This is a genomic window from Actinoallomurus spadix, from assembly GCF_024055725.1.
GTDB lineage: Bacteria > Actinomycetota > Actinomycetes > Streptosporangiales > Streptosporangiaceae > Actinoallomurus > Actinoallomurus spadix.
In genome coordinates, this window is sequence record NZ_JAMXMX010000003.1 from 53,445 (window position 1) to 79,735 (window position 26,291).

Genomic DNA, 26,291 nt, shown 5'->3' on the forward strand with positions numbered 1-26,291 from the left:
GGCTAACTGGACTGGTTCTCCTGCATCAGAGCCCATGTCGAGCTAGTTACACGGGCCTGACGCTCTGCCTCAGGACGGCGACCATCCGGCTTCCTCAGCCTGCCGCAGACTTGAGGAAAAGAATGCGTGCGCCTTTCGATATTCGCGTTCTCTATCCGCTCGGTAAAAGGGAGGCTCGTAGCCCTCCGGCGGCCGCTCAGCATCCTCCTGTTCTAGATATCCGAGCAGTCGTTCATAATCACCCTTTGATTGCCTATTACCATAGGCATTGAAGTTCTCGGCGATCTTTTGTCCATTTACATCAAACCACATCGCGCTTTCATAGGTGACCGCGTGCGGGAATCGGGCTCGATAGACCGCCAAGAGTTCATCAGCGGTGATGCCCAACATCACCGCAACCAGAGCATCCAATTCTATCGAAGCGGCTCTTCTCTCGAACTCTGAGCGGAGTGCAGTTGCTCTCTCCCAGGTCGATGCGACAGCGCCGAGCGGCCGGATGAACGGCCAGTCACAGGCCCATTTCTTGGAACGCCACTCCTCTCGGTACAATTCCTGCCATATCTCGGAGTACACTTCAGTTAGACAGTTCAAGCGCAGCGCTCTCAGCAACAACTCCTCGGCCAACGGATGATTCGGGTCCGGCGCCGGCAAGGTACGCGCATCGTTAATGTGCAGGTGTCCTCGACCAGTTACACGCAACAAATAGTCGATCGGCAAGCCCGCCCAAAACCCTGCAAGAAGTGCAGTTTCGCGATTGGTAGGCAGGGCCATCGATCTAACAAAGTCAATATGCGCAGGGCCCGGCGGAATCAAGACAGGGAATAGGCTTCGCTCTGTGCTGTTAGGGATCATTTCCCGCCAGGCGACCCGCCAGAACTCTGTATATCGCTTAGACGCGCGACCACGAAGATCGGCTATCAGCAGGTCCTCGGGAATGCTTCCGGCATCGACGCCTCGCGCGGCGGCTAGTGCCTGTCGAGCCTTTTCTACAGATTCCAGAGAAGCTAGTAGCTCAGACAGCCGCGTGTGGTCAACCCAGCGATCCTGTGATCGCTCATATTGATCAAGATCAGTGGCGCGCTGGTAGTCAGTGGCGGGAACCGCATCTGATGCCAACGTTCCGAGATCGACAGGGCGATCATTACGCCCCATGTTAGGTGGCTGTTTGGCAAAAGGCGTCAGAATAGAGAATTGCGGACCACGGAGGATAACCTCTCGCCAGTCGCTGGGGTGACCTATCCTCCATTGAATCAGTCCAGCTTTCTTGGCGTTCCCCTCGTGGAAGCCGGGGCTTATCTGAGGACTTAGCTCGCCGAGGCGACGTTCGACGCGGGCAAGCGCCGAGATCGCCGATCGCTCGGCGGTGGTGACCGGGTATAGGAGCTTGGTCTCTACAACTGGTCCAGTGTCATTGACCAAGCGCTGCCATCCCGCGAGGACATCTCCGTCTACCCATATCAGCCGATCACGATGGGGCCTGAGGTCCCAAGATCCGTTCTGCTTGATTCCTGGCCGCTCTCCGCTACCGTCATGATCAAGAGATCCAACCAGAGGCTCTGTTCCATACAGCCAACTAACGTGCGTGAATCCTATCTCCTTCTTAACGCCATAGATCTGTACCCCATATTCGACGTTCCAATCGATATCCGCAAAAAGGAGGCGCCTATTATGGAAGTGTGCATGCATTCGGAGATGTTGATACGTGGCCGCACGCAACCTACCCTCATGCGCTCCAGAGAAGTGTGAGTCCGGATGAATAAGACCCGCTATCCCGCAGTTGCCGAGATTTCGCCATACTCGAACCATGAAAGCTCTATATAGATTAGGCTGCGTCCCTACCAGTTGAGCATATGTCGCAGGTGACCCAAAGAAAGATGCGAGCCCAACATTCTCCTGAAGCGTAGACAAGAAGAATTTCTCGTTCTCTCGCGAATTGAGAGTCTTTCTCTTATTTTCAATCCATTGGTCATTCGTGGGCTTGGTAACCAGCTCAAACCAAGGATCTAGCTCTGCGAGGACAGGCCCTTCGAGCCACCGCGGACGCACCCAGGGCGGATTGCCGACTTGAAGATCGAAGCCGCCCTTAGCGAAGATTTGGGCGAACTGAAGTTCCCAGTGAAAGAAACCTTGCTGGTCGACGATATCCTCAACGGCTCCCAGCCAGGGGAAGCGATTGTCCAGTTGGAGTGGCGTGTCCATGCCCATCCAGGCGGGCAGCTCTTCCTCGTGATCGTCGAGCTCGGCCAGGGTGGCGTAATGAGCGCCGAGGGAATCTTCCGGGATGTCGGTGACGCCGAGGAGGGCTTCGGCGAAGTCGAGCCAGTCGTCGAGGTCGGCGAGCGGGATCACCGCGCGGGGCTCTGGCCGGGGCGCCGGCTTGCGCGGTCGTTTCGGCTGGGGCTTCGCCGAGGCCAGCGGCAACTGTTCCGATGACTCGCCGAACAGGGAGTCGGCCTCCCACGTGCGCGGGAAGCCGGTCGGGTTCGGGTCGGGGACCTCGATCGTCCCTTCCATCGGGACGGCAGAGTCGAGCGACGCCGTCTTGCGCAGGCGCTCGTACACGTCGTCCGTGCCGTCGAGGAGGCCGACGGCGTTGAGGGGCCAGAACCACAGGGCGCACCAGGCGTCCATCAGGGTCTTGAGCCGCCAGTACGGTGTGCCCTCTAGCAGCAGCGACGCCAGGACCTCGTCCCGTTCGATCGCCTCCTGCGGCTGCGGCAGGTCGTCGGCGCCCCAGACGTCGATGCGGCGGCTGATCTCACGCTCGGAGATCTGCAGCCGCTTGATGACCAGGCTCCACAGGTACTCCGCTCGGCGGGACAGGGCCTGGAGGCGTTGGACCTGGGAGAATTTTTGGCCCTGCTTGCGCTTCGGGGACGGGGCCTTGCGGATGCCCTTGCGCCAGTCGGCGAGGCGTTTGGCCTGCTCGGGGGCGAGGGCCTTGGCCTCCTTCTCCCCCGCGACCGCGCCCCAGCCCTGGGCGGGGAGGAGGAAGTGGTGGATGTGTCCGTCCGGGATGGGGCCGTCGCGGAACGGGTGGTCGTCCGGGGCGCTGGTCAGCCACGCGCCCTTGGCCAGCTTATCCGGCGCGTACAGCCTGCGGCCGGCGCCGATGAGGGAGTTGCCGCGGCGCAGGTGCAGGCCGAACCATGGGGCCTGCAGGCCCGGGTACATAACGTTCAGCCAGAGTGACACCTCGGCCAGCTCGACGGCCGTCTCGTTGAGGTCCACGCCGTACGAGTTGTGCAGGGCGATGTACGCCTTGACCTTCTGCAGCTCCTCGTCGTACCGGTCCGGGTCGAGGCGTTCGCCGAGCTCGGCCTGGCGGCGTTTGAGGTACTCGGCGGCGACCTGGTTGATGGCCTCGTTGAGGAACGCGCCGGAGCCCAGGGCGGGCTCGCAGATCGTCCAGCCCAGGATCTCCCGGGCCGTCGTGGTGGTGCCGTCCTGGTCGAGGCGGTGCTTCAGGGCCAGCTCGACGGTGACCTGGGTCAGGGACTCGGGCGTGTAGTAGGAGGCGCTGGTCTGCCGGTCGCGGCCGGCCAGGCGCCAGACGAACGCGCCCGGCTTGTAGCGCACGCGCTCGCCGTTCGCGTCGCGGACGAAGACGGCGTCCTCATAATCGTCGACCTTGGACGCCGGGATCATCCAGGAGCCGTCCTTCGGGTCGCCGCCCTTGGCGACCTCGTACAGCTCCTCGTCGGCGATGAAGCCGGTGTAGGACATCAGGCCCTCGTACACCGCGCCGAGCTGGTTGATGCCGAGCTGGGCGTACGAGATGAAGCCGCCGCGCTGGTTGCGGCGGCCCTTGGCGAGCATGAGCAGCCGCAGCACCTTGTACAGCGCGGCGTTGCGCAGGCGGGTGTCGACGCGGGGCGCGGCCGGGTCGTCCTCGTCGTACCCGGGCAGGACGATCTCGCTCCGGCCGATCAGGCGCGTACGGGACGGCTCGAACAGGTCGGCCTTCAGCGGTTCGAAGCGCAGGCCCTCGCCCTCGGACGTACCGACGGCCTCGCCGCGGCGCGGCCGGTGGCCCTCGTTGACCATGCGGAACAGCAGGTCGAGAGAGTCGTACAGGTGGAAGCCGCGCCGGGACTCCTCGCTGACCAGGTCGCGGACGACGAGGTCGCCGAGGCGGGCCATGCCGTACCCCCTGACGTACGCGTCGTCGTCGGAGGGGAGCACGCCCAGCTCGGGGCGGGCCTCGGCGTACAGCAGGAACAGGATGCGGTACAGGTAGCGCAGCGCCTCGCGGCCCAGCTCCTTGGCGAGCGCGCCCGGCTCCATGATCTGGTCGGGGCGGACGCCCTGCTCGCGGAGGCGGTCGAGCACCTCGTTGGCGATGATCTCGACGGACTCCTTGAGACCGTCGCGCAGGTCCTTGGACACGCCGACGGCGTGCCGGCGGGAGTCGGCGACCAGCTCGGCCAGCGGCTCGGTGCCGCCCTCCTCGGGCGGCAGCAGCGAGTCCGCGCCGAACAGCGCGCCGATCGTCTCCAGCTCCTTGCCGTCGGCGCGGCCGAGCGCGACGTCGAGGCTGACGCCGAGGTAGCGGCCGTCGCCCCAGGTCATCCGGTCGGCGAGGATGACGACGCCGCCGGCGAGGATGAGGACGTAGCGGGGCGGCTCGTCGCCGTCGAACAGCCACGTCGCCAGCTTCGCGCCGGTGGTGATCTGCTCCCGGTTGTCGAGCTGGAGTGGGGTGAGCAGCATTCCGGCCTGCTCGGGGTCGAGGGCGGCGTCGACGTCGGTGGCCCAGCCGCACTCGATCGCGACGACCGTGGGCGCGGCGTACGCGACGGCGACGTCGTACCTCTTGTCCGCACGCTCGACGGTCAGCTCCTGGGGCTCCGCGTCGTACCCGAGCGCCCGCAGCACGTCGCCGTGCAGTTCGTGCAGCGACTTGCGCCACTCCTCGGCGTCGTCGAGGCGGCGCGGCCCGCCGGACAGGCTCCGCTCGGCGAACTCGGCGAAGAACGGCCGGCCCTTGAAGTAGTCGCGCTTCAGACCCCGCAGGCCCGTACGGGGGGTGCGCCCGCCGGCGTTCTCGCGTTCGTCCCAGCGGGGCAGGACCGTCTTCTTCAGGTCCTTGGGGAGCTGTTCGGCGAGGTAGTGCGCGGAGAAGTAGTCGCGGCGGTTGACGATCGAGTCGTAGCTCATGATTCGGGGTCCAGTACGGCGAGGATCCGCAGGAGGGGTTCTCCGGTGGTCTGCATGCGGTCGAACAGGCGGCGCTGCTCGTCGGCGGTGGCGAGGACGTCCTGGCGTTTCTTCGCGCCGCGCCAGTCGTCGGGGATGACCTCCAGGCTGGTCTGCTCCCACTCCTGGAGCCGGGACCGGCCGGGGCGCAGGCTCTCGGCCACCTGCGCGTCGTACTCGCCGCGCCGTTTCTCCAGGTGCTCGCGGGCGGCCTCGACGGCCGGGACCACGAGCTTCTTGAGGGCGGCGAGGTCGGGCGTGCGCGATGTGTTGATCATGCCGGGGCCGACGCCGGCGGCGGCGAGTACGTCGGTCAGATCACCGATGACCGGGGCGTCCGGCAGGCCGGTGACGGCCATCCACTCGACGACGGTCGGCTGACCGAGCGCGTTGGAGTACATGCCCTGCACGAGGAACGCCGGCTCGCCGACCTTCGCGGTCAGCACCGGGGCCTGCTGGCGCAGGAGCTGCACCTGCACCTTGTCGACCAGCCACTCCACCATCGGGTGCAGGTCGGACAGGTAGGCGATGTCCGGCCACAGCGTCTTGGTGCGGCGGGCCTCGTCGAGCTTGCGCTGCGCCAGCCGCCGGTCGAACGTCACCTTCATCCGCTCGGTGATCCGGTGCGTGCGAAGGTACGACGCCGGGAGCGCGGACAGCCGGTGCACGAGGTCCGGCGGCGGCTCGAACGCCAGGAGCTCGCCGTCGTCGTCGACGTGCAGCTGCGGGCAGACGGTGCGCAGCGCCTCCCGTACGAACGCCTCCGTGGAGTCGAACAGCCGCGGCACGCGGGCGCGCGGCGGGTCGGCACGGCCCGCCTGCTCCCCCACGCCGCCGAGCAGGTCGCCGAGGAAGTCGGCCGGGGACGCGTCCAGGGACTCCTCGACGGTACGGCCCGCGAGGAGGTCCTGGATGAGGCGGTCCTCCTCGCGCTTGGCGGTGTACTCGCCGGTGACCGCCTCGGCGGTGCCGAGGCTGCGGTGCGCCTCCTCCTCGCGCCTCAGCAGCTTCTCCGCGACCGTGGTGTCGTCCTTGGCGCCCGGCGTCTGTGAGGTGAGGATCAGCGCCCGGAACTGCGGCCGGTGCTCCTGGCCGTACCGGTCGATGCGGCCGTTGCGCTGCTCGATCCGGATCAGGCTCCACGGCAGGTCGTAGTGGATGAGGTGGTGGCACTGGCGGTGCAGGTTCACGCCCTCGGACGCGACGTCGCCGGTGAACAGCAGCCGGACCTTGCTGTCGGCGAGGGAGAAGCGCTCGACGATGTCCTGCTGCTGCTGATCGGAGCAGCCGCCGTGCATCAGCTCGACTTGCTCGGGCTTGAGGTCCAGCTCCCCCGGCACCGTGTCACGGAGCCATTCGAGGGTCGGCACGCTCTCGGAGAAGACGACGACGCGGGTGTGGGAGCGCGGGCCGACGCCGATCTCGCGGAGCTGGTCGATCAGCGCCGTCCGCTTGGCCGAGTCCTCGGCCTCCATGCCGATGGTGAGCGAGTCGAGGGTCTCCAGGGCGGCGCGCTCGGCCGGATCCTCGGCGTTCTTCAGCCGCTTGCGCACGGTCGTGCCGAGCGCGACGTGCGAGGACAGGAACGCCTTGAGCAGCGTGTACGGGAACAGGCGGCGGTCCCTGCCGACGGCCGGGGCGTTCTCGCCCAGCCAGACCTCGGTGAGCTCCTTGAAGATCAGCTCTTCCTTGCCGGTGGCGGGGCAGCGGATCGGCACGGACGGGGCGCGCTCGGGCCACTTGCCGCCGATCTGGTCGCGCACCTCCGGGCTGACCTTCGTACGGCGCAGGTAGAGGTGCTCGATCTCCTTGGCCGAGTAGCGCTTCGGGTCGGCGATGGCGGCCGGGTCGAGCAGGGCGATGAGCTGGGCGAACGACTCGGCGTCGCCGTTGTGCGGGGTCGCGCTGGCCAGCAGCAGCGCGTCGGTGTGCGCGGCGAGCAGCCGGGCCAGCTTGCTGCGGAGGGTGGCCTCGCCGATGAGGTTGTGGGACTCGTCGATGACGACCGCGTCCCAGTGGAGGCTCTCCAGATGCTGGCCGTACTTGCCGCGGTTCTTCAGCGTGTCCACCGAGATGATGACGCGCTTGTAGTACAAGAACGGGTTGCGGCCCGCCGGGATGTCGCGCTGGATGCGCTCGATGCCGACCGAGTCGAGGCGGACCAGCGGGATCGCGAACCGCGTCCACAGCTCGTGCTGGAACTGCTCCAGCACCTGCTGCGGGGTGACGACGAGGATGCGCTCGCCCCGGCCGCGCCGGATCAGCTCCGCGAGGATCAGGCCGATCTCCAGGGTCTTGCCCAGGCCCACGACGTCGGCGAGCAGAATGCGGGGGCGCAGGCCCTGCAACGCCAGTTCGGCGGGGCGCTGCTGGTACGTCAGCGGGTCCAGCAGGAACCGGTCGGGCAGCGCGAGACCGCGCTCGGACTGCGGCAGCGGCGTGCGGCGCAGCACCGACTCCAGGTACAGCCGGCTCCTGGCGAACGCCGGGGTGTCGTCGGCGACGAGGTCGGTGTCCTCCGGCCGCAGCGGCACCGGCGGCTCGATGCCGGTGAAGAAGATCGCGTCCTCGTCGCGGACGAACTCCGAGACGCCCACCGCCTGGATCTTGTAGCCGTCGTCGGGATGGTCGGCGCGCGTGCAGGTGCGCACCATCCACTCGGCGTCGCGGACGATGATCCGCGCACCGGGCGCGAAGGGCGTCTCTTCGCCGCTGGGCACTGTGGGGGCTCCCTCGTTCACAGGTCAGTCAGTCTGCCACGGCCGTCACAGCACTCCGCCACGGTCGTAACCGGACCGCAGCCGGTCCGCCAGCCGGGCGACGACCAGGGTGGGCAGCGGGTGCCCGTCCCGGCGCGGCCGGGCCGGCGGCGGTGGCGGCGCGACGTCGACCGGCGGATCTCCGGCCTGCTCGACGTACGTGAGGCTCACCAGGTGGACGCGGGCGGCCGTGATCGAGGACGCGATGCGCGACCGCAGCGCCTTCGCCACCTCGGTCGTCGTCGGCCGGGCCGCCGGGTCGTGGGCGAGCATCGCCGTGATCAGAGGCGCCAGGTCGACAGGCAGGCCGGACAGGTCCGGCGGCGTGTCCAGGTCCGTGATCGCCCGCAGCAGCGGGATCGCCGGCCCCGGCTCGTACGGATAGTGGCCGGTGAGCGCGAACAGCAGGGTCGCGCCCAGCCCGTACACGTCGGCGGCGCGCGTCACGTCCCGCGCGGATTCCGCCTGCTCCGGGGGCATGCAGATCGGGGTGCCGAGCGGGGTGGCGGTGCCGGTCAGGTCGCTCACCGACTCCGTCAGGGCCACCAGGCCGAAGTCGATGACCTTGGGTCCGTCGCGGCCGAGCAGGATGTTCGCCGGTTTGAGATCACGGTGCAGCAGCCCGGCCGCGTGGATCTCGGTCAGCGCCTCGGCCAGGAGCTCGCCGAGCGCGGCGCCCATGTCGGCGGTCAGGGGCCCGTCGGCCTCGACGTGGTCGCGCAGGTTCTGGCCGCGGACGTACTCCATCGCCAGCCACGGCTGCTCGGCCTCCGGGCCGGCGGCATCCACCAGCACGGCCACCCGCGGGCCCTGCACCATGCGGAGCGCCGCGATCTCCCGGTCGAAGCGGGCGCGGACGTCCGTACGGTCGGCGAGGTGCGGGTGGATCACCTTGACGGCGACCCGCAGCCCGTCGGGCGTCACCCCGAAGTAGACCTTGCCCATGCCCCCTTCACCGAGCACCCCGTGCAGTTCGATGTCGCCGAGCACAGGAGGATCGGCCGGTTTGAGAGGTTCCATCGCCACCCGTCGTGAATGATCGTCCACCTTCCGCCTGTTCAGGTTATTGCGTCGCGTCGCGTTACAGGTTGTTACCGTCCGAATCCGGCCATCCGTATCCTCCCTTTTCTGGTGACACATCGACTCACTCGGGGGAACGGAAACGGTGGATCGCCTCCCGGCGTAACCTTGGCGATCCCCCGAACCGACTCGACGACAAGGACGACGCGTTGCCCGCCGAACCCCCCACCGAGGCATTCCAGGAGTTCACCCGCAACCTCGAATACGCCCGGCAGCTCGTCGGCGGCGGGAGGCGGCTGGGCCAGCTGCGCGTCGGCGCGTTCGACGTAGACGACCTGTACCGCGCCGCCTGGGTGCAGGCGGTGGCGGCCCTCGACCACTGGATAACCCGCGAGATCATCGACCGCGCGGTCACCCTCGCCCAGAATCCCTCGATCACCCGGCCGCCGAACTTCAACAAACTCAAGATGCCCGTCGAGCTTTTCGAAAGGGTTCACTACGAGCAGGAGCCGATCGACGCGGCTTTCCGCGCTTTCTTCGAGCAGACCTTCGAATTCCGGACCTTCCAGGCCCCCGACAAGATCAAAGAAGGCTTCGCCCACGTCAGCACCGTCAAATTGTGGGTACGCGTGGCGGAGATCATGGATGCGGCGCGGTCGGACGATGAGCCCATCACGCCCGACATCGTGCGGCAACGGCTCGACAGGATCGCCAAGCGCCGCAACGCCATCGCCCACACGGCCGACCGGGACCCGACCTCCCCGACCATGCGCGCGGCGATCACGGCGGACGAGACCCTGGCGACCATCAACTGGCTGCAGGCGATGGCGGCCGCCATCCAGGAGGCCGTGGGACAACCCACCGTCGCGCCGGACTACGACAGCGGGCCCGAGGACGACGCCGGCCCTACAGCCGAGGTGCGTCTCCAGAAACCGGGCCATCGGCGGGACGCCGAGGGGACCTCAGGAGCCGAGGACGCGCAGGTGTCCCCGCCCGAGAACTTGTCCCTGACCGAGGCGCCGTCGGCGCGGGCCGACGAGACGTTCGTTCGCCAACGTCACCGGTGGGACGAGACGGACCTGCTCGAAAGCATCGAGAATCACTGCCCGCCGGACGTGGCGAGGACCCTCCTGAGCGTCTACCGGCACGCCGAGAAACATCCCGCGTTTCAGGAGTACCGGTTCGGGACGGGCGCGCAGCCGTCCGTCACGGCCTGGTTCAGCATCGGCACCGACGATGCCCCGGTGTGGAGCATCTATACCGGGGTCAGTATGTCGGCGCTCTCCATCAACTTCGAGTGGATGCAGAGCCGCGGTGCCTCCACGGAGGTCCTGAGCAAGCTGGCGCACGACCTCCGGACGATCCGCGGCTGGCGCCACCTGCCGGCGAAGCTCGAATCCGATGACTATCGCAGGCGGCCGTCCATCGGAATGCGTTCGCTGGCCGTCCCCTCTACCGCGGAGACCGTCATCACGGCGCTGAACGACCTGCTCTCCCCCACCGGATGAGCCATCGCAGGCGGTGCCGAGGATCCTTGTCGTCGGCGCGACGAAGGACCTCGGCGTAAGCCTGCGGAGCCGCGATCAGCGGCGTACGCGGTAGCGCAGGTGGGTGGCGCCCCTGCCCTGGATGACCACCGGGTCGTCGAAGCGGTGCGGGGCGCCGGTGAGGCCGGCGAAGTAGGGGATGCCCGCGCCGAGCAGAACGGGGACGAGGCTGACGACGACCTCGTCCACCAGGCCCAGGTCGAGGGCCTGCCGGGCGATGTCCGCGCTCGCGACGCAGACGTCCTCGTCCCCGGCGATCTCCTTGGCGCGGGCGATGCCCTCCGCGACGTCGCCGGCGAACGTCGTACGCGGCCGCGTCGCCGCGTCCTGCGGCACGTTGTGGGTCACGACGACGACCGGCGCGCCGATCGGATGGTCGTCGTTCCAGCCGTTGGTCAGGTCGAACAGCCGGCGGCCGCAGACGAGCGCACCGGTGCCGGCGAGGACGCCGCGCAGCAGCTCCGCGCTGTCGGCGTCGACCTGGAAGGCCGTGTGCTCGTCGGCGCCGGGCACGGTGACGTCGCCGGCGCCGTACCAGCCGAACAGCTCACCGATCCCGTCGTCCGGGTCGGCGATGTATCCGTCCAGCGACATCGTCATGTGCGAGTACACGGCCATGGGGGCCTCCCTGGTGCTGCTCTCCGAGTGGACGGTCCTGTAACGGCCCAGGTGACCGGAACTCATCGGTGAATCTCACTTTTTCTCTCGGCCACCGCCTCGTCCCGGCCGGGCGCCGCGCGTGTCGGCCGCGGCAGGTCGGTCCGGGCGACCGCAGCCGGTACCGCCGGGGCCGGGTCGCCCGCCCGGCAGAGGCGTCAGGCGATCTGGTGGCCGTCGGGGAAGTCGGTCGAGCGGGACAGCTCCTCCCAGGTGTCCAGGTCCTTGTCCAGCTCCGCTCGCGCCGCGCGGACGAGACGCAACGCGTCGGAGCCGAGCACCAGGTGGGCGGGCGGGTCGGGCTCGTCGAGGATGCGCAGGACGGCCGCCGCCGCCTTCTCGGGGTCGCCGAGCTGGTTTCCGCTCGCCGCCTGCCGGGCCGCGCGGATCGGCTCGAAGAGCTCGTCGTAGTCGGAGATGCCACGCGGCACGCGGACCATCGAGCGCCCGGCCCAGTCGGTGCGGAAGGACCCGGGCTCGATGGCGGTGACATGGATGCCGAACCCCGCGACCTCCTTGCCGACCGCCTCGAGGATGCCTTCGAGCGCGTACTTGCTGCCGCAGTACGCCGAGACGCCGGGGAAGGCGGCCAGGCCGCCCATCGAGGTCACGGCGAGGACGTGCCCGCGTCGGCGCTCGCGCATGTACGGCAGGACGGCCCGTACGGTCGCTGCGGCGCCGAACACGTTGACCTCGAACTGGGCGCGGAGCTCGCTCAGCGGGGTCTCCTCGAAGGTCCCCTCGACGCCGTAGCCGGCGTTGGCGATGAGGACGTCGATGGGGCCGACGGAGTCCTCCACGTCCGCCACGACGGAGCGGACCGCGGCCTCGTCGGTGACGTCGAGGAGGCGCGCGTGGGCGTGTTCGGGGCTCAGGGCCGCGAAATCCTCCGCGTCGGCCTGCTTGCGCACCGTCCCGACGACGGTGTGACCCGCCCGGAGGGCGCCGGCGGCGAAGGCGCGGCCCAGGCCGCTGCTCACCCCGGTGATCAGGAAAGTCTTGTCCATGACCCTTACTCTACACACTGCTGATTTTTTTCCGCACTGTGCAGAATACGGTAGCCTCTTCGGTGGTCGGAGGAGGAGAACGATGGGCAGGCGAGCTGGCGCTCCGAGCAAAGGAGACCGCCGGGAGCAGGCGCTCCTCGACGCGGCGGAGGTCCTCCTCGAGCAGACCGGCCTGGAGCGGATGACGGTCGACGCGATCGCCCGGGGGGCCGGCATCTCCCGCGGCTCGATGTACTTCTACTTCGGTTCCAAGCACGAGGTGCTCGAGGCGCTGGTCCGCCGCACGATGTCCGAGATCCGGCAGGAGGCGTCGATCACCGCGGACGACCTGGCGTCCTCGCCGGTCGGTGCCATGGAGCGGGCGGTCAGGAGCGTCGAGAAGATGTGGCGCGATCACGGCACGGTGATGCGCGCCGCCGTCGAGTACGGCGCCGCGCACTCCGGCATCGGTGCCGCGTGGGACGAGACCGTGGAGCTGTTCGCCGCGACGATGCGGGGCGTGCTCGCCCGTGCGGGCGTGCCCGACGGGGACGGCCCGCAGGACGCCGCGGCCCTGGCCCGTGCCCTGTGCTGGATGACCGAGCGGGCCTTCTACCAGGCCTCCCGAGCCCCCGACGATCAGCTGGCGCGGGCCGCCGAGACGTCCATCGAGGTCTGGCGCCGGATCATGACGGCGCCCGCGCCTCCGGAGGGCTGAGCGGCCGAAGGCGCGAGTGACGATCTTCGTGGTACCTTCGGCGTCGCCGTGCACCACTGCGCATTCGAGGAGGTGAGACCGATCAACGCTGTGACAGGTCGGGGCTCCCTCCTCCGCATGGCCTAGGGAGCGCCCGCGCAAGGCATTCCGAAAGGCCTGAAACGCTGATGCGCTTCATCTCCCGGACGTCGTCGGACGGCGTCACCGAACGGTTCTTCACCCTCGACGAGGTCCCCGGCGTGCTGTGGACGCCGGAAGACGCCTCCGGTACTCGTCCGCTGATCCTGCTGGGGCACGGTGGCGGGCAGCGCAAGACGGCCCCCGCGACCGTGGCCCACGCGCGTCGCTTCGCCGCCGCGGGTTTCGCGGTCGTCGCGATCGACGCGCCGAACCACGGCGACCGGCCCAAGTCGGAGGAGTTCGGCCGGATCGCGGCCGAGCTGCGGGCCGGCATGGCCGCCGGCCGGAGTCCGGGTGCGCTGGTCGCCGGCATGCACGGTCACCTGGCCGGTCAGGCCGTCGCGGACTGGCGGGCGGTCCTGACCGCCGTCCAGCGCCTCGACCAGGTCGGGACCGGCCCGGTGGGCTACTGCGGCATGTCGATGGGCTGCGGGCTCGGCATCCCGCTCATCGCGGCGGAACCCCGGATCCGGGCCGCGGTGCTCGGCCTGCTCGGTGTGCACGGGCTGGCCGAGGACGCCGCCCGGATCACCGTGCCGGTGCGGTTCCTGGTCCAGTGGGACGACCGGCTGGTGCGACGAGACGAGAGCCTGGCCCTGTTCGACGCCCTGGCCTCGGCGGAGAAGACGCTGCACGCCAATCCCGGCGATCACGGGGACGTGCCGTCGTTCGAAGCGGACGACGCCGTGGGTTTCTTCACCCGGCATCTGAGCTGACGCACGAATCGCGGCGCGTCCGCGGGCCGACCGCCCCCACCGACCGACCACCACCGCTCGCCACCGGCCGATCACGGCCCGGCGCGGAGGTCAAGTAGCGGGAACGCGACGTCGAAGCCTCAGGGCGACCGTCCGGATCGGACCCACGGGGCCTTGATCAGCGCATGTGCAGATCGCATGTTCAACACCTGCGGATCGCACACCGATCTCATGACTCCCGCACTACAGGGTTTCGCCGTTCACGACGATTCTTGACCTCGGCAAGAGAACAGGACAGGGAGATCGTCCGGAGAAGGTTCCGAGGATGGAGGCGGCGCGTGATCGACGCGGGATTGCTGATGACGGAGTTGACCGGTCGTGGGGTGAGCCAGGTGAGCGGCGTGCCCTGCTCCTTCCTCACGCCGATCATCAACAGGGCGATCAGCGATCCGAATGTCGGCTACCTACCGGTCACGCAGGAGGGCGAGGCGGTGGCGCTGGCCGCCGGCGCATGGCTCGGCGGAGGGCTGGGCTGCGTGATCAGCCAGAATTCCGGGCTGGGCAATATCGTGAACCCGCTCACCTCGCTCCTGCATCCCTGCCGGATTCCGGCGCTCCTCATGATCACGTGGCGGGGACGGCCCGGGCGGCCGGACGAGCCGCAGCACGAGCTGATGGGCATGGTGACCGAACCTCTCCTGGCCCTCCTCCGCGTCGACTCCTCGCGGCTGCCCGCTGATCAGGGGCGGCTCAAGGAGGTCTTGGATCGTTCCTTCGAGGACCTGAACGACGATCGGTCGCACGCCCTGGTCGTCGACCACGGCGTCGTCGCCGCCGAACCGCTGAGCGAACCCGAACCGGGCGTTCTGCCCGAAGCGCGGATCCACCGCGCGCACCGGCCTCTCCCAGGGGCGACGGTACGCCGCGTGGAGGCCCTCCAGCGGCTCCTCGAGATCATCCCGGACGAGGCCGCCGTGGTGTCGACGACCGGGAAGACGAGCCGCGAACTGTTCACCATCGCCGACCGTCCGCAGAACTTCTACGTGGTCGGGGCGATGGGCTCGGCCGCCATGGTCGGGTTGGGCGTGGCGCTGCACTCCCCGCGTCCCGTCGTCGTCGTGGACGGTGACGGCGCGCTGCTCATGCGGCTGGGGTCACTGGCCACCGTCGGCGCGCAGGCGCCCGACAACCTGGTCCACGTCGTCCTCGACAACGGCGTTCACGACTCCACCGGGGGGCAGCGGAGCCTGTCGGCCACGACCGACCTGCCGGCCGTGGCGGCGGCGTGCGGCTACGCGCGGGTCTACGAGTGCGTGGACCTCGGCGCCTTCGAGGCCGGCCTCAAGGACTCCCTGTACGCCACCGGCCCCTCCCTGATCCACCTGCGGATCACCCCCGGCTCGCTGGCGAAGCTGGGCAGGCCGACCGTGCACCCCGCGGACGTGGCGAGCCGGTTCCGCGACTTCGTCAGGACGGCGCGCGTCGCGCAGACCCGGTGAGTGAGACGCCGGGCCGGGCACGGAAACAGGGACGGGGACGGGGACGGGGACGGGGACGGGGATGGGGACGAGAACGGCGCACGGGCGCGACGAGGGGGAAGGGTTCAGCGGCCCTTCTCCTCCTCGGCGCCGCTCTCCGCGGCCTTCTTCGCGAAATGCTCCGAGATAGCCAGGCAGACCTCGACCCATGTGTCGAGGAACCGGTCGTCGTCGAGCCCGAGCGGCTTCTGCCCATAGATCGACTCGAGCATGCGGTAATACCCCATCGAGCCGGAGATGATCAGTGCGAGTGACTCGGCGTCGACCCCCTCCAGGCCGTCGGAGGCGGTCACCTGCGCGATCCACCGGGCGATCTCCCGGTGCGGCCGGTCGTGGACGGCCTCCCGGACGTCGTCCACCAGCCCGGGCACCACGTCGCCCTCCTGGCGTACGAGCCGCAGCAGCGGCTCCCGGTTGGTCAGCTCCTGAAGATTCCACCGGCCCAGCATGATGAGCTCGGACCGGAAGTCGGCGAGCGGGAGAAGGTCCATCACCGAGACGACCCGCTCCAGGTCCTCGATCTGCTTGCGCACGCCCGCGCGCAGGACCTCTTCCTTACTCGCGAAGTGCTGGTACAGGGCACCCGAGCGGGGGGCCAGGCCGGCGCGGCTCTCGATGTCGGCGACCGTGGTGTTGCGGTATCCGCGCTCGGCGAACAGCTCCATGGCCGCCGTGATCATGCGATCGCGCGTCGCCCCGGATCGATCGCCGGAACCGGCCGGCCGCTTACGCCGTGCGGCCTGGTCATCTTTCTTCATCTTTGCCTTCCACCGCCTTCACTGGATGAACGATAACAGCGATGTGCTGGACGAATACGCTGAGGTTCACTCGTCATTCAAGGTTCACCACGAGCCCGTCCGCGGCGATCTCGAAGCCGGCGACCGGCAGGTCGTCGAGGACGTCGGCGGACATGTGGGTGAGGATCACCCGGCCGGCGCCGATCGATCGGCGGTGGGCGACGAGGTCGGCGAGGCGCAGATGGTACGGAATCGCCTTGTCGCGGTAGTAGGCCTCTGCGATGAGCAGGTCCGTGTCCCGGGCGGCCTCGACGATCGCGTCGGTCCAGGCGGTGTCGCCCGTGTACGCCACCGCGCGGCCGCCGACCGTGACGCGGAGGATCAGGGCGGGAGCGCCGCTCGGATGGTCGGCCGCCCACGTGGTGACCTCGGTCCCGGCGACCGTCGCCGTCGTGCCGGGCGGCAGTTCCGTCACCTCGACCGGGAAGGCCCGCCGCGCCGTGGAGGATCCCGGGAACAGCACCTCCATCGCCTCGGTGAGCCGCCGTCCGGTGCCCGGCGGGCCGGCGATCAGGAGCGGCTCCCGGCGGCGGGAGAACTGCCCGTCCAGGATGAGGAAGGGAAGCCCACCGAAATGATCTCCATGCAGGTGCGAGACGATCACCGCGCCGATCTCGCCGGGCGGCAGCCCGAACCGCTTCAGCGCGGTCAGCGAGGTGGCGCCGCAGTCCAGCAGGACGGGCGCGTCGTCGGCGCGGGCGCGGACGTGGACGCACGCCTGGAACCGTCCGCCGCTGCCGAACGCGTCCCCGCACCCGGCGAAGGTCACGGTCACCGGTCCGGTCATGTCGAGGTCGCCTTCCGTGTCGGGGGTCCGTGGTCATGAGACCCCGTGTGGTCGTGACGCACTGGGTGCACGATGAGGTCGCACGCCGTCTCGCCGGGTTCTGCGATCCGCGCATCCCGACCCGGGCCGAGGGCGTGTGGCCCCGTGACCGGATCGCGGAGCTGGCCGCCGACGCCGACGGGCTGATCGTATGCATGGCCGACCGCGTCGACGCGGAGCTTCTCGACGGATGTCCCCGGCTGCGGATCGTGAGCGGGACGCTGAAGGGCCACGACAACCTGGACGTGGCGGCCTGCACACGACGCGGCGTGTGGGTGACGGTCCTGCCGGACCTGCTGACCGTGCCGACGGCCGAGCTGACGGTCGGGCTCACCATCGGCGTCATGCGCAGGATCGGGGAAGGCGACCGGTTCGTGCGCTCCGGAACCTTCGCGGGCTGGCGTCCGCGGTTGTACGGGTCCGGTCTGGCCGGCGCGACCGTCGGCATCGTCGGCATGGGCCGCGTCGGCCGCGCGGTCGCCCGCCGGCTGGCGGCGTTCGACGCGCACGTCGTCCACAACGACGTGCGGCCCGAGGCGGGCGGCGTCGGGCTGCCCGACCTGCTGGCGACGAGCGACGTGGTGATCCCGCTGCTCCCCCTCACGCCCGCGACGCGTGGCCTCATCGGCGCGGGTGAGCTGCGGCGGATGCGGCCGGGAGGGTACGTCGTCAACGTGTCCCGCGGCTCGGTCGTGGACGAGGAGGCGATCGCCGACGCCCTGGACGCCGGCACCCTGGCCGGGTACGCGGCCGACGTGTTCGCCATGGAGGACCTGCTGCAGGCGGGGCGGCCCCGTACCGTGCCGCCGAGGCTGTCGGCTCATCCGCGCACGCTCTTCACGCCGCACCTGGGGTCGGCCGTCGACGACGTACGGCGGCGGATGTCGCTCGCGGCGGCGGAGCAGGTCCGGCAGGTCCTCGACGGGCGGCGGCCGGAGCAGGCGGTGAACGACCCGGCGTGCCGTCCCGAGGCCGGCGGCATCACCTGATCGCCCTCGGCCGGAGCGGACGGTGTACGGCCCGCCGTACCGTCCCGGGACCGGCGGCATCACCTGATCGCCATCAGTTCGTCCAGGACGCCGGGGAGGGTGAGGGCCACCGGGTTCCCGGCGGAGCGGTTGTGCCCGAGTCCCGCCGTGGCGAGGGCCTCCACGTCCGCGCGGGCGGTCACGCCGTACGCGCCGAGACGGTCCGGCAGACCGGCCCGGGCCAGCAGCGCGGCGGGTGTCGCCGCCCCGATCAGGCCGTCCAGCTCGGCGAGCCGGTCGCGCAGGTACGCGGCGCCGCGGGCGTCCTGGCAGGCGGTGCCCGCCCGGCGTGCGTTGTACTCCAGCACCCAGCGGAGGTTCAGCAGGCAGGCGAGGCCGTGCGGCACGCCGTGGCGGATCGTCAGCCGGTAGGCGAACGCGTGCGCGGCCGTCGTCCGCGTCACGTCGATCGCCCGCCCGGCGGCGCACGCGGCCGTCGCCAGGCCGGCGCGGTCGGCCGGCCGGAGGGCGGTGAAGTCCGCGGTGAGGAGGATGGGGGTCATCAGCCGCAGCGCCGTACGCGCCGCCTCCCGGGAGGCCGGCGTCGAACGGCGGCTCCAGAACGACTCGACGGCGTGGCAGTAGGCGTCGAACGCACACGGGTAGGCCACCTCCGGCGGGCAGCCGCGCAGCAGGTCCGGGTCGACCAGCGCGACGTCGGGGCGGACGCCGCCGTGGTCGAGGGATCTCTTCTCCCCGTCCACGAAGACGGTCGCGAACCGGGTGACCTCGCTGCCGGTGCCCGCGGTGGTGGGGATCGCGACCAGCGGAACGCGGGGGCGCCCGGGCGGGCCGGAGCGGCCGTCGACGACCGCCCGCGCCGCGGCCGGGTCTGCGGGCAGCGCACGGATGAGTTTGGCGGTGTCCAGGGCGCTGCCGCCGCCGACCGCGACGATGGCCTGCGGGTCCCAGTCGTCCCGGACCGCGCAGCCGCGCAGTGCCTGCTCCAGCCGGGGATTGGGTGAGAACCCCGAGAAGAGGCGGACGCCGTCGCCGGAGAGCACCTCCCGCAGGCCGGTGCGGACGAACCCGCTCTCCGACGCGACGACGAGGACCCGGCGGGCCCCGCGGTCCGTGACGATCTCACCGGCCAGACGCGACGCCCCGCCGCCCGACAGGACCGTCAACGGCGCTGCCTTCGGATCGTCGAGCCGCAGCCTCGTCACGGCGGGACGCGTCACCGCACGCCCGCCTCGGCGGGGGGCATCGCCCGGCGTTCGGGCCGGGCACGGTACCAGTCGACCACCTCCGCCAGCCCGCGGTCGAACGGAACGGCCGGGGCGTACCCGAGCTCGCGCCGGATCTTCGAGTCGTCGAGCGCGTAACGCAGGTCGTGTCCCTTACGGTCGGCGACGCGCTGGACCATGCTCCAGTCCGCGCCGCACAGCTCCAGCAGCCGTCCGGTGAGCTCGCGGTTGCTGAGCGGCTCGCCGCCGCCGACGTGGTAGATCTCCCCCGCCCTGCCGCGCGTGAGGACGAGGTGCACGGCCCGGCAGTGGTCGGCGACGTGCAGCCACTCCCGTACGTTGTGGCCCTCGCCGTACAGCGGTACGGGCCGGCCGGCGAGCAGCCGGGTGACGAAGCCGGGGATGAGCTTCTCGGTGTGCTGCCGCGGCCCGTACGTGTTGCAGGACCGGGTGATCCGCACGTCCAGGCCGTGCGTGCGGACGTGGGAACGGGCGAGGAGGTCGGCGGCCGCCTTCGACGCGGCGTACGGCGAGTTGGGGCGCAGCGGCTCATCCTCCGTCCACGAGCCGGTGGGGATCGACCCGTAGACCTCGTCCGTCGAGACCTGCACGATGGGTCCCACCCCGGCCGCGCGGCACGCGTCCAGCAGCGTCTGGGTGCCGAGGACGTTGGTGACCACGAAGTCGCCGGCCGCCGCGATGGAGCGGTCGACGTGCGACTCCGCCGCGAAGTGCACGACGGCGTCATGGCCCGGGAGCAGGTCGCGGAGGAGGTCCGCCGAGCAGACGTCCCCCTCGACGAAGTCCAGCCGCGGGTGCGCGGCCGGCAGGTTCGCCCGGTCGCCGGCGTAGGTGAGCTTGTCCAGCACGGTCACGCGGGCGCCGGCGGTGCCCGGGTAACCGCCGTCCAGCACGGTGCGCACGTAGTGGGACCCGATGAATCCCGCGCCGCCGGTGACGAAGATCCTCATGCCGCGACCTCGATACGCGTGTCGTCTCCGATGAGGAGGCGATGGCGCCGCCTTCCCGCGGTGACCTCGGCGCCCCGGCCGATCAGCGAGTCCTCGATGCCGGTGACCCCGGTGACGGTGGCGTGGTCGAGCACGATCGAGCCGCGGATCCCGGCGGACGTGATCACGCATCCCGCGCCGATCGACGTGTGCGGGCCGATCCGGCTGTCGCGTACGACGCTGCCCGGCCCGACGATGACCGGCCCGGTCAGCTCGGACCCGATGACCGTCGCGTCCTCGGCGACGATCACCTCCCCGGTGAGCGTGCTGGCGGCGTCCGCCCGGCCCCGGGCGCCGGCGCGCAGCCCGTCGAGGACGAAGCGGTTGCAGTCCAGCAGATCGTCGATCTTCCCGGTGTCCTTCCAGTAGCCCGAGTACTCCTCCCCGAGCACGTCGTGGCCCTCCGCGACGAGGAGCCCGATGGCATCGGTGATCTCCAGTTCGCCGCGGCGGCTCGGCCGGACCCGCCGCACCGCGTCGTGGATCGCCGGGGTGAAGAAGTAGACGCCGATCAGCGCGAGGTCGCTCCGCGGCGACTCGGGCTTCTCCGTCAGTGCGGTCACCCTCCCGTCGCCGTTCAGCTCCGCCACACCGTAGTCGCGCGGGTCGTCGACCTTGCCGACGAGGACGGCCGCGCTCGGCCGCCGCGCGCGGAACAGCTCCGCGGCGGGCGCGAGACCGTCGAAGAGGATGTTGTCGCCGAGGTACATCACGAAGTCCTCGTCGCCGAGGAACCCCGCGGCGACCCGCACGCAGTGCGCGAGGCCGAGCGGCGACGGCTGTTCGATGTAGGTGACCCGGACTCCGGCGCGCGAACCGTCGCCGATCGCCGCGCGGATCTGGTCGGCCTGCCCGCCGACGACGATGCCGACCTCGTCGACGCCGATCTCGCGGACGCATTCCAGGCAGTACGACAGCACGGGCCGGCCGGCCACCGGCATCAGCTGCTTGGGCATCGCGTGCGTGAACGGGCGCAGGCGCGTCCCCGTACCGCCGGCCAGGATCAATGCCTTCATCAGGCTCCTTCGTCAGGCGAGACGGACGGGAAGGCTCGTCAGTCCGTGGATCAGGATGCTGTCGCGCCAGCTCAGTTCCTCCGGCGGCACGGCGAGGCGGAGGCGGGGGAAGCCGCGGAGCAGGCGGGAGAAGGCGATCTCGCCCTCCAACCGCGCCAGCGCGACGCCGATGCAGTAGTGGACGCCGTGGCCGAAGCCGACATGGCCGTGCGTGTCCCGCCTGATGTCGAACCGGTCCGGGTCGGGGAACTGGTCCGGGTCGCGGTTGGCCGCGAGCAGGGAGATGAGCACCATCTGCCGGCCCGGTATCACCACGCCGCCCACGTCGACGGGCTCCTTCGTGTACCGGTACGTGGCGGTGCCGAACGATCCGTCGTACCGGACCATCTCCTCCATGGCCCCGTGGAGCAGCGACAGGTCCGACCGGAGCAGGTCGAGCTGATCGGGGTTGCGGAGCAGGGCCAGGGTCCCGTTACCGAGGAGGTTGACCGTGGTCTCGTGGCCGGCGACCAGCAACAGGAAGATCATCGAGATCAGCTCGACCTCATCGAGCCGGTCCTCGTCGTCCCTCGCCTGGATCAGCGCGGTCAGCATGTCGGTGGTCGGCCGCCGGCGCCGCTCCTCGATCAGGCCGCCGAGGTACTCGATCATCGCCTCACAGGCCGGCAGCACCCGCTCCGGGTTCGTGGTGGTGATGATCTCGTTCGTCCACCTCCGGATGTCGTCGCGGCCGTCGGTGGGAATGCCCAGCATCTCGCAGATGACCGTGATCGGCATCGGGAAGGCCAGCGCGTCGATCAGGTCGACGACGCCCTCCCGGGGCATGGCGGCGATCAGCTCATCGGTGATCTGCTCGATCCTCGGCCGCATCTGCTCGATGCGGCGCAGCGTGAACGCCTTGCTCACCAGCTTGCGCAGCCGCGTGTGGTCCGGCGGATCGGTGTTCAGCATGTACTTGATGAGGTCCTTGTCGAACTCCCGGCTGCGTTCCGGGTGCAGCAGCGAGTTCTGGATGACGTCGTCCGCCGAGAGCATGTCCTTGCTCATCCGGGGATCGCTCAGCACGGCTCGGACGTCGGCGTGCCGCGTGACCAGCCACACCCGCAGCCCGTTGGGGGTGATCACGCGGTGGACGGGCCCCGCGGCGCGCAGCCGGGCCAGGATGCGATGCGGGTTCCGCATGTAGTCGGCGTCGAAGACGCCCTCGATGACGGCATCGGTGGTGGTCTGGCTCATGGCTCACTCCTTCTCGGCGGCGACCAGGTCTTCCAGGAAGTGCACGGTGTCGGCCGGCGAGGGGAGCGCCATGTTCTCCTCCGCCAGGCGCCGCGCGGCCAGCCGGGTGTCCTCGTCCGCGAGGAGCCGGGCACCGTGCTTGCGGATGGTCTCGACCTCGGCCTTCTCCAGCAGCAGGACCTCGCCGGCCCCGGTCTTGGCGAGCTGCTCGCCGTCGAACAGGTGATCGGGGAGGTAGGGGATGATGAGCTGCGGTACGCCGTGGAAGACGCCGGCCATCATCGTGCCGGTGCCGCCGTGGGAGACCAGCAGGTCGACGGTCGGCAGCAGGATGTGCAGCGGCAGGTTCTCCACCACGCGCACGTGCGGCGGCACCTCGCCGAGGAGATGCCGGTCCTGGGCGGAGACGGCGACGACGAGGTCGACGTCGAGCGCGGCGAACGCCTCGATCTGCTCCGTCACCCGGAACAGGTGCTCGCCCATGGCCGGGTTGGTCGTACCGCAGGTGATGCAGACCCGGGGACGGCCCGGCGGCTCCAGCAGCCAGGCCGGTTCGACCGCGGTGCCGTTGTACGGGACGTAGCGCATCTGGTGGTACGCGTACGGGGCGTCGACCTGCATGCTCGGCGGGCAGGGGTCCAGGGTGACGGTGCCCCAGACACCGGTCGCGTCCTCGATGCCGTACCGCTGGAACAGCTCCACCGCGGCCACGCCGACCGCCGGCCCGATCTCCTGGCGGATGTGACCCGGGTAGTCCGGTCCCCACAGGTGCCGCGCCGAGGGGATGCCGGTGCGCAGCGCGAGGATCGGCCCGGCGAAGCTCATCTGGTCATAGACGATCAGGTCGGGCCGCCACGCCTCGGCGTACGCGATGAGGTCGTCGAGCACCTCGTGGGCGACCTTGGCGAACACGCGGACGGTGTTCGCGGCCTTCTCGACGCCCATGGTGTGCCAGTCGGCCCGGGACTCGTCGTGCAGTTCCATCGCGTCGAGGAGCAGTTCGTGCAGGTCGACGTCGTCACCCGTGGCGACCGCGTTGATCCCGGTGCCGCGGATGATGTCCATGTGCTCGGGGTTGCTGGCCACGCGGACCTCGTGGCCCGCGGCGTTGAGCGCCTGGGCCAGCGGGACCATCGGAAAATAGTGCGACCCCCACGCCCAGGTGGTGAAAAGTACCCGCATACTCCGTACCTCCAGCACAGATCGGATGCGCTCTCCAGCTGCCGGAGAGCATTTCCGGAACGTCTCAGAGATCTCTCAAGGATCCCTTAACCGAAACGGCCGGCCCCAGGGTCGAGCAGAGCCGGACGATCTCGCATATCTGGTCGATGTGATGGTCTTCGATGGACATTCCCGTCGGCAGTTGCATGACGCGCGAGGAAAGCGCCTCGGAATGGGGCAGCGGCAACGGCGAATGGACCTCGGGCCGGTCCCGGTAAGGGGCACGGCGATGGCAGCAGGGGTCGAAGTGCGTGCGGACGAGGACGTTCTCCGCCCGCAGCACCGCCGCCAGGGCGTCGCGGTCGAATCCGGCGGTTCCCGCGTCGACGTCCACGGTCACGAACTGGTGGTTGCTGACCTCGTCCGGCGCGGGTTCCCGTACGCGGACGCCCGGCACGCCGGCCAGGCCTCGCACGTACCGCTCGTGGTTGGCGCGGTTGCGGGCGAGGAGCCCGGGCAGGTGATCCAGCGAGGTGAGTCCCATCGCCGCGGAGATCTCGTTCATCTTGGCGTTCGTGCCGACCGACACGACGTCGCCGCCGTCGTCGAAGCCGAAGTAGTGGACCGAGCGCACGCGCGCGGCGAGGGCGTCGTCGTCGGTGACGATGGCGCCGCCCTCGAAGGCGTTGACGAACTTCGTCGCGTGGAAGCTGAACACCTCCGCGCGCCCGAACGACCCCACCGGACGGCCGGCCTTGCCGCACCCGATGGCGTGGGCGGAGTCGTACAGCAGCTGCAGATCGTGCTCGTCGGCGAGGGCCCGCAGCTCGTCCACCGCGCACGGACGCCCCCACACGTGGACGCCGAGGATCCCGGTCGTACGGTCGGTGATCAGCCTGGCGACCTGGGCGGGGTCCAGGTTGCCGGTCTCCGGGTCGATGTCGCAGAAGATCGGCGTGACGCCCTCCCACCACAGCGCGTGCGGGGTCGCGACGTAGGTGAAGGACGGCACGATGACCTCGCCGCGCAGCCCGGCGGCGCAGATCAGCACCTGCAGCCCCACCGTGGCGTTGCACACCGCGACGCAGTGCCGGGTCCCGGCGACCTCGGCGACCCGCGCCTCGAACTCGCGGACCAGCGGCCCGAAGTTGGTCAGCCGGCCCCGGTCGAGGGCCTCGGCGACGCGCTTCATCAGGCCGTCCCGATCGGGGATGTTGGGGCGTCCGACGTGCAGCGGCTCGGCGAAGACCACCGGGCCGCCGAACAGCGCCAGGTCGCGCAGAGCGGTCTTCATCGGCCCACCGCCTCGACGAACTCCCGGATCGACGCGGCGACGTAGTCGGTCATCTCCGTCGTGATCCCCGGGTAGACGCCCACCCAGAAGGTCCGCTCCGTGATGATGTCGCTGCCGTCGAGCGTCCCGGACACCCGGAAACGCCGTCCGCGGTACGCGGGATGGCGCGTCAGGTTCCCGGCGAACAGCAGCCGGGTGCCGATGTTGCGGGCCTCGAGGAAACGGACCAGTTCGGCGCGCCGGAACGGCGCGTCCTCCTCGATCGTCAGGGCGAATCCGAACCAGCTCGGGTCGCTGCCCGGCGTCGCCGAGGGCAGCAGCAGGTGGGGCACGTCCTCCAGGAGGCCGCGCAGCCGCCGCCAGTTCCGCCGGCGCGCGTCGCCGAACTCGGCGAGCCGCGTGAGCTGGCTGCGTCCCAGGGCGGCCTGCAGGTCCGTGGACTTCAGGTTGTACCCGACGTGCGAGAACGTGTACTTGTGGTCGTACCCGTAGGGCAGGTCGCCGCTCTGGTAGCCGAACCTCTTCCGGCAGGTGTCGCTCTCCCCCGGCTCGCACCAGCAGTCGCGACCCCAGTCGCGGAACGACTCCACGACCCGCGCCAGCAGCACGTTGTCGGTGAGCACGCACCCGCCCTCCCCCATCGTGATGTGGTGCGCCGGGTAGAAGCTCACCGTCGACAGGTCGCCGAACGTCCCGGTGTTCCGGCCGCGGTAGGTCGAACCGACCGCGTCGCAGTTGTCCTCGATGAGGAACAGGTCGTGGTCGGCGGCGATCCGCGCGACCTCCTCCGCCTGGAACGGGTTGCCGAGCGCGTGGGCGATCATCACGGCGCGGGTACGCGGCCCGATCGCCTCCTCGATCAGCTCGGGTGTCGTGTTGTACGTGCCGGGCCGCACGTCGACGAACACCGGGACGAGCCCGTTCTGCACGATGGGGTTGACCGTCGTCGGGAAGCCCGCCGCCGCCGTGATCACCTCGTCGCCCGGGCGCAGCCGCGCCTCGCCGAGCTCCTCGGCGGTCAGCGCGCTCAGCGCGAGCAGGTTCGCCGAGGAGCCGGAGTTCGTGAGGTGCGCCTTGCGCACGCCGATCGTCCGGGCGAACTCCCGCTCGAAGGCCCGCGAGTGCGTGCCCGCGGCGATCCGCAGGTCCAGGGCGGCCTCGGTCACCGCGACCCGGTCGTCCTCGGTGAGGACCGCGCCGGACGGCAGGACGGGCGTCACCCCCGGAATGAACTCCCCGGAGGGCGCGCATTCCCTGTCGTATTTCCGGACCTCTTCAAGAATACGCGCCTTGGCCGCACTCGCCATCGCCTCTCCAGATCCTCGAATCGGTGTCCGGCGAAGACTCGCATCGGCGACTCAAGGAGATCTCAAGGGGACCGTTTTGAGCGGCCCTTGATCGGCGCGCGATAGGAGATATCGATCCGTCCCATGCGTC

At 69.9% G+C, this 26,291-nt stretch carries 19 protein-coding genes; 5 read left to right on the top strand and 14 right to left on the bottom strand.

Translation table 11 applies throughout. From position 1 onward, the window contains the following. Positions 1 to 69 precede the first annotated feature (69 nt). The 3 genes from NE235_RS04410 to NE235_RS04420 are packed head-to-tail and all read right to left on the bottom strand — an operon-like array spanning position 70 to position 8,978. Positions 70 to 5,160, bottom strand: coding sequence for a class I SAM-dependent DNA methyltransferase (locus NE235_RS04410; protein ID WP_252799599.1), 5,091 nt, complete (start codon positions 5,158 to 5,160; stop codon positions 70 to 72). Next, a complete protein-coding gene (locus NE235_RS04415) occupies positions 5,157 to 7,919 on the bottom strand; it encodes a DEAD/DEAH box helicase (protein ID WP_252799601.1) in 2,763 nt (920 codons plus the stop codon). Before NE235_RS04415 ends, NE235_RS04410 begins: the two co-directional genes overlap by 4 nt. A gap of 45 nt (positions 7,920 to 7,964) precedes the next feature. Then, positions 7,965 to 8,978: a serine/threonine-protein kinase gene (locus NE235_RS04420; RefSeq protein WP_252799933.1), complete on the bottom strand. Its 1,014-nt coding sequence runs from the start codon at positions 8,976 to 8,978 to the stop codon at positions 7,965 to 7,967. An 11-nt stretch (positions 8,979 to 8,989) separates the two neighbouring features. Here NE235_RS04420 and NE235_RS04425 point away from each other — a divergent pair, with 11 nt between their 5' ends. Beyond that, positions 8,990 to 10,486: a hypothetical protein gene (locus tag NE235_RS04425; RefSeq protein WP_252799603.1), complete on the top strand. Its 1,497-nt coding sequence runs from the start codon at positions 8,990 to 8,992 to the stop codon at positions 10,484 to 10,486. Positions 10,487 to 10,561: 75 nt separating this feature from the next. Here the strand turns inward: NE235_RS04425 and NE235_RS04430 are convergent, their stop codons facing one another. Both NE235_RS04430 and NE235_RS04435 read right to left on the bottom strand, forming a co-directional pair. Next, positions 10,562 to 11,143, bottom strand: a complete 582-nt coding sequence (locus NE235_RS04430; RefSeq protein WP_252799605.1) for a dihydrofolate reductase family protein — start codon at positions 11,141 to 11,143, stop codon at positions 10,562 to 10,564. Positions 11,144 to 11,340: 197 nt separating this feature from the next. Continuing rightward, positions 11,341 to 12,189, bottom strand: a complete 849-nt coding sequence (locus NE235_RS04435) for an oxidoreductase (protein ID WP_252799607.1) — start codon at positions 12,187 to 12,189, stop codon at positions 11,341 to 11,343. Between the two features lie 82 nt (positions 12,190 to 12,271). Here NE235_RS04435 and NE235_RS04440 point away from each other — a divergent pair, with 82 nt between their 5' ends. The 3 genes from NE235_RS04440 to aepY all read left to right on the top strand — a co-directional run bounded on the left by NE235_RS04440 (position 12,272) and on the right by aepY (position 15,260). Next, positions 12,272 to 12,886: a TetR/AcrR family transcriptional regulator gene (locus tag NE235_RS04440; RefSeq protein ID WP_252799609.1), complete on the top strand. Its 615-nt coding sequence runs from the start codon at positions 12,272 to 12,274 to the stop codon at positions 12,884 to 12,886. Positions 12,887 to 13,053: 167 nt separating this feature from the next. Next, entirely contained in the window at positions 13,054 to 13,782 is a 729-nt protein-coding gene (locus NE235_RS04445) for a dienelactone hydrolase family protein (protein ID WP_252799611.1), read from the top strand. Between the two features lie 317 nt (positions 13,783 to 14,099). After that, positions 14,100 to 15,260 carry a phosphonopyruvate decarboxylase gene (gene aepY, locus NE235_RS04450; RefSeq protein WP_252799613.1) on the top strand — a complete coding sequence of 387 codons (1,161 nt, stop codon included), beginning with the start codon at positions 14,100 to 14,102 and terminating at the stop codon, positions 15,258 to 15,260. Positions 15,261 to 15,364: 104 nt separating this feature from the next. On the opposite strand, the gene NE235_RS37155 is transcribed toward aepY, so the two are convergent. Both NE235_RS37155 and NE235_RS04460 read right to left on the bottom strand, forming a co-directional pair. Then, complete coding sequence (locus NE235_RS37155) at positions 15,365 to 16,057, bottom strand: TetR/AcrR family transcriptional regulator (protein ID WP_289848189.1); 693 nt, start codon at positions 16,055 to 16,057, stop codon at positions 15,365 to 15,367. 73 nt (positions 16,058 to 16,130) lie between these two features. Then, positions 16,131 to 16,883, bottom strand: a complete 753-nt coding sequence (locus NE235_RS04460) for an MBL fold metallo-hydrolase (protein WP_252799615.1) — start codon at positions 16,881 to 16,883, stop codon at positions 16,131 to 16,133. A 35-nt stretch (positions 16,884 to 16,918) separates the two neighbouring features. Between NE235_RS04460 and NE235_RS04465 the strand changes: the two genes are divergently transcribed. Next, a complete protein-coding gene (locus tag NE235_RS04465; RefSeq protein WP_252799617.1) occupies positions 16,919 to 17,911 on the top strand; it encodes an NAD(P)-dependent oxidoreductase in 993 nt (330 codons plus the stop codon). 59 nt (positions 17,912 to 17,970) lie between these two features. On the opposite strand, the gene NE235_RS04470 is transcribed toward NE235_RS04465, so the two are convergent. From NE235_RS04470 to rfbH, 7 genes are all read right to left on the bottom strand, one after another. After that, complete coding sequence (locus tag NE235_RS04470; RefSeq protein ID WP_252799619.1) at positions 17,971 to 19,131, bottom strand: phosphonoacetaldehyde reductase; 1,161 nt, start codon at positions 19,129 to 19,131, stop codon at positions 17,971 to 17,973. Further along, on the bottom strand, positions 19,128 to 20,108 hold the full coding sequence (gene rfbB / locus NE235_RS04475) for a dTDP-glucose 4,6-dehydratase (RefSeq protein WP_252799621.1): 981 nt from the start codon (positions 20,106 to 20,108) through the stop codon (positions 19,128 to 19,130). The genes NE235_RS04470 and rfbB overlap by 4 nt, the downstream gene beginning before the upstream one ends. After that, positions 20,105 to 21,163, bottom strand: coding sequence for a glucose-1-phosphate thymidylyltransferase (locus NE235_RS04480; protein WP_252799623.1), 1,059 nt, complete (start codon positions 21,161 to 21,163; stop codon positions 20,105 to 20,107). Before NE235_RS04480 ends, rfbB begins: the two co-directional genes overlap by 4 nt. 12 nt (positions 21,164 to 21,175) lie before the next feature. Continuing rightward, entirely contained in the window at positions 21,176 to 22,399 is a 1,224-nt protein-coding gene (locus NE235_RS04485; protein ID WP_252799625.1) for a cytochrome P450 family protein, read from the bottom strand. 3 nt (positions 22,400 to 22,402) lie between these two features. Beyond that, the gene (locus tag NE235_RS04490) at positions 22,403 to 23,581 is read right to left on the bottom strand and encodes a nucleotide disphospho-sugar-binding domain-containing protein (protein WP_252799627.1); all 1,179 of its coding nucleotides are present in this window, start codon (positions 23,579 to 23,581) and stop codon (positions 22,403 to 22,405) included. A gap of 64 nt (positions 23,582 to 23,645) precedes the next feature. Next, the gene (locus NE235_RS04495; RefSeq protein ID WP_252799628.1) at positions 23,646 to 24,854 is read right to left on the bottom strand and encodes an aminotransferase class I/II-fold pyridoxal phosphate-dependent enzyme; all 1,209 of its coding nucleotides are present in this window, start codon (positions 24,852 to 24,854) and stop codon (positions 23,646 to 23,648) included. After that, positions 24,851 to 26,161 (bottom strand): lipopolysaccharide biosynthesis protein RfbH, encoded by a 1,311-nt coding sequence (rfbH, locus tag NE235_RS04500; protein ID WP_252799630.1) that lies wholly within the window; start codon positions 26,159 to 26,161, stop codon positions 24,851 to 24,853. Before rfbH ends, NE235_RS04495 begins: the two co-directional genes overlap by 4 nt. Between the last annotated feature and the right edge of the window lie 130 nt (positions 26,162 to 26,291).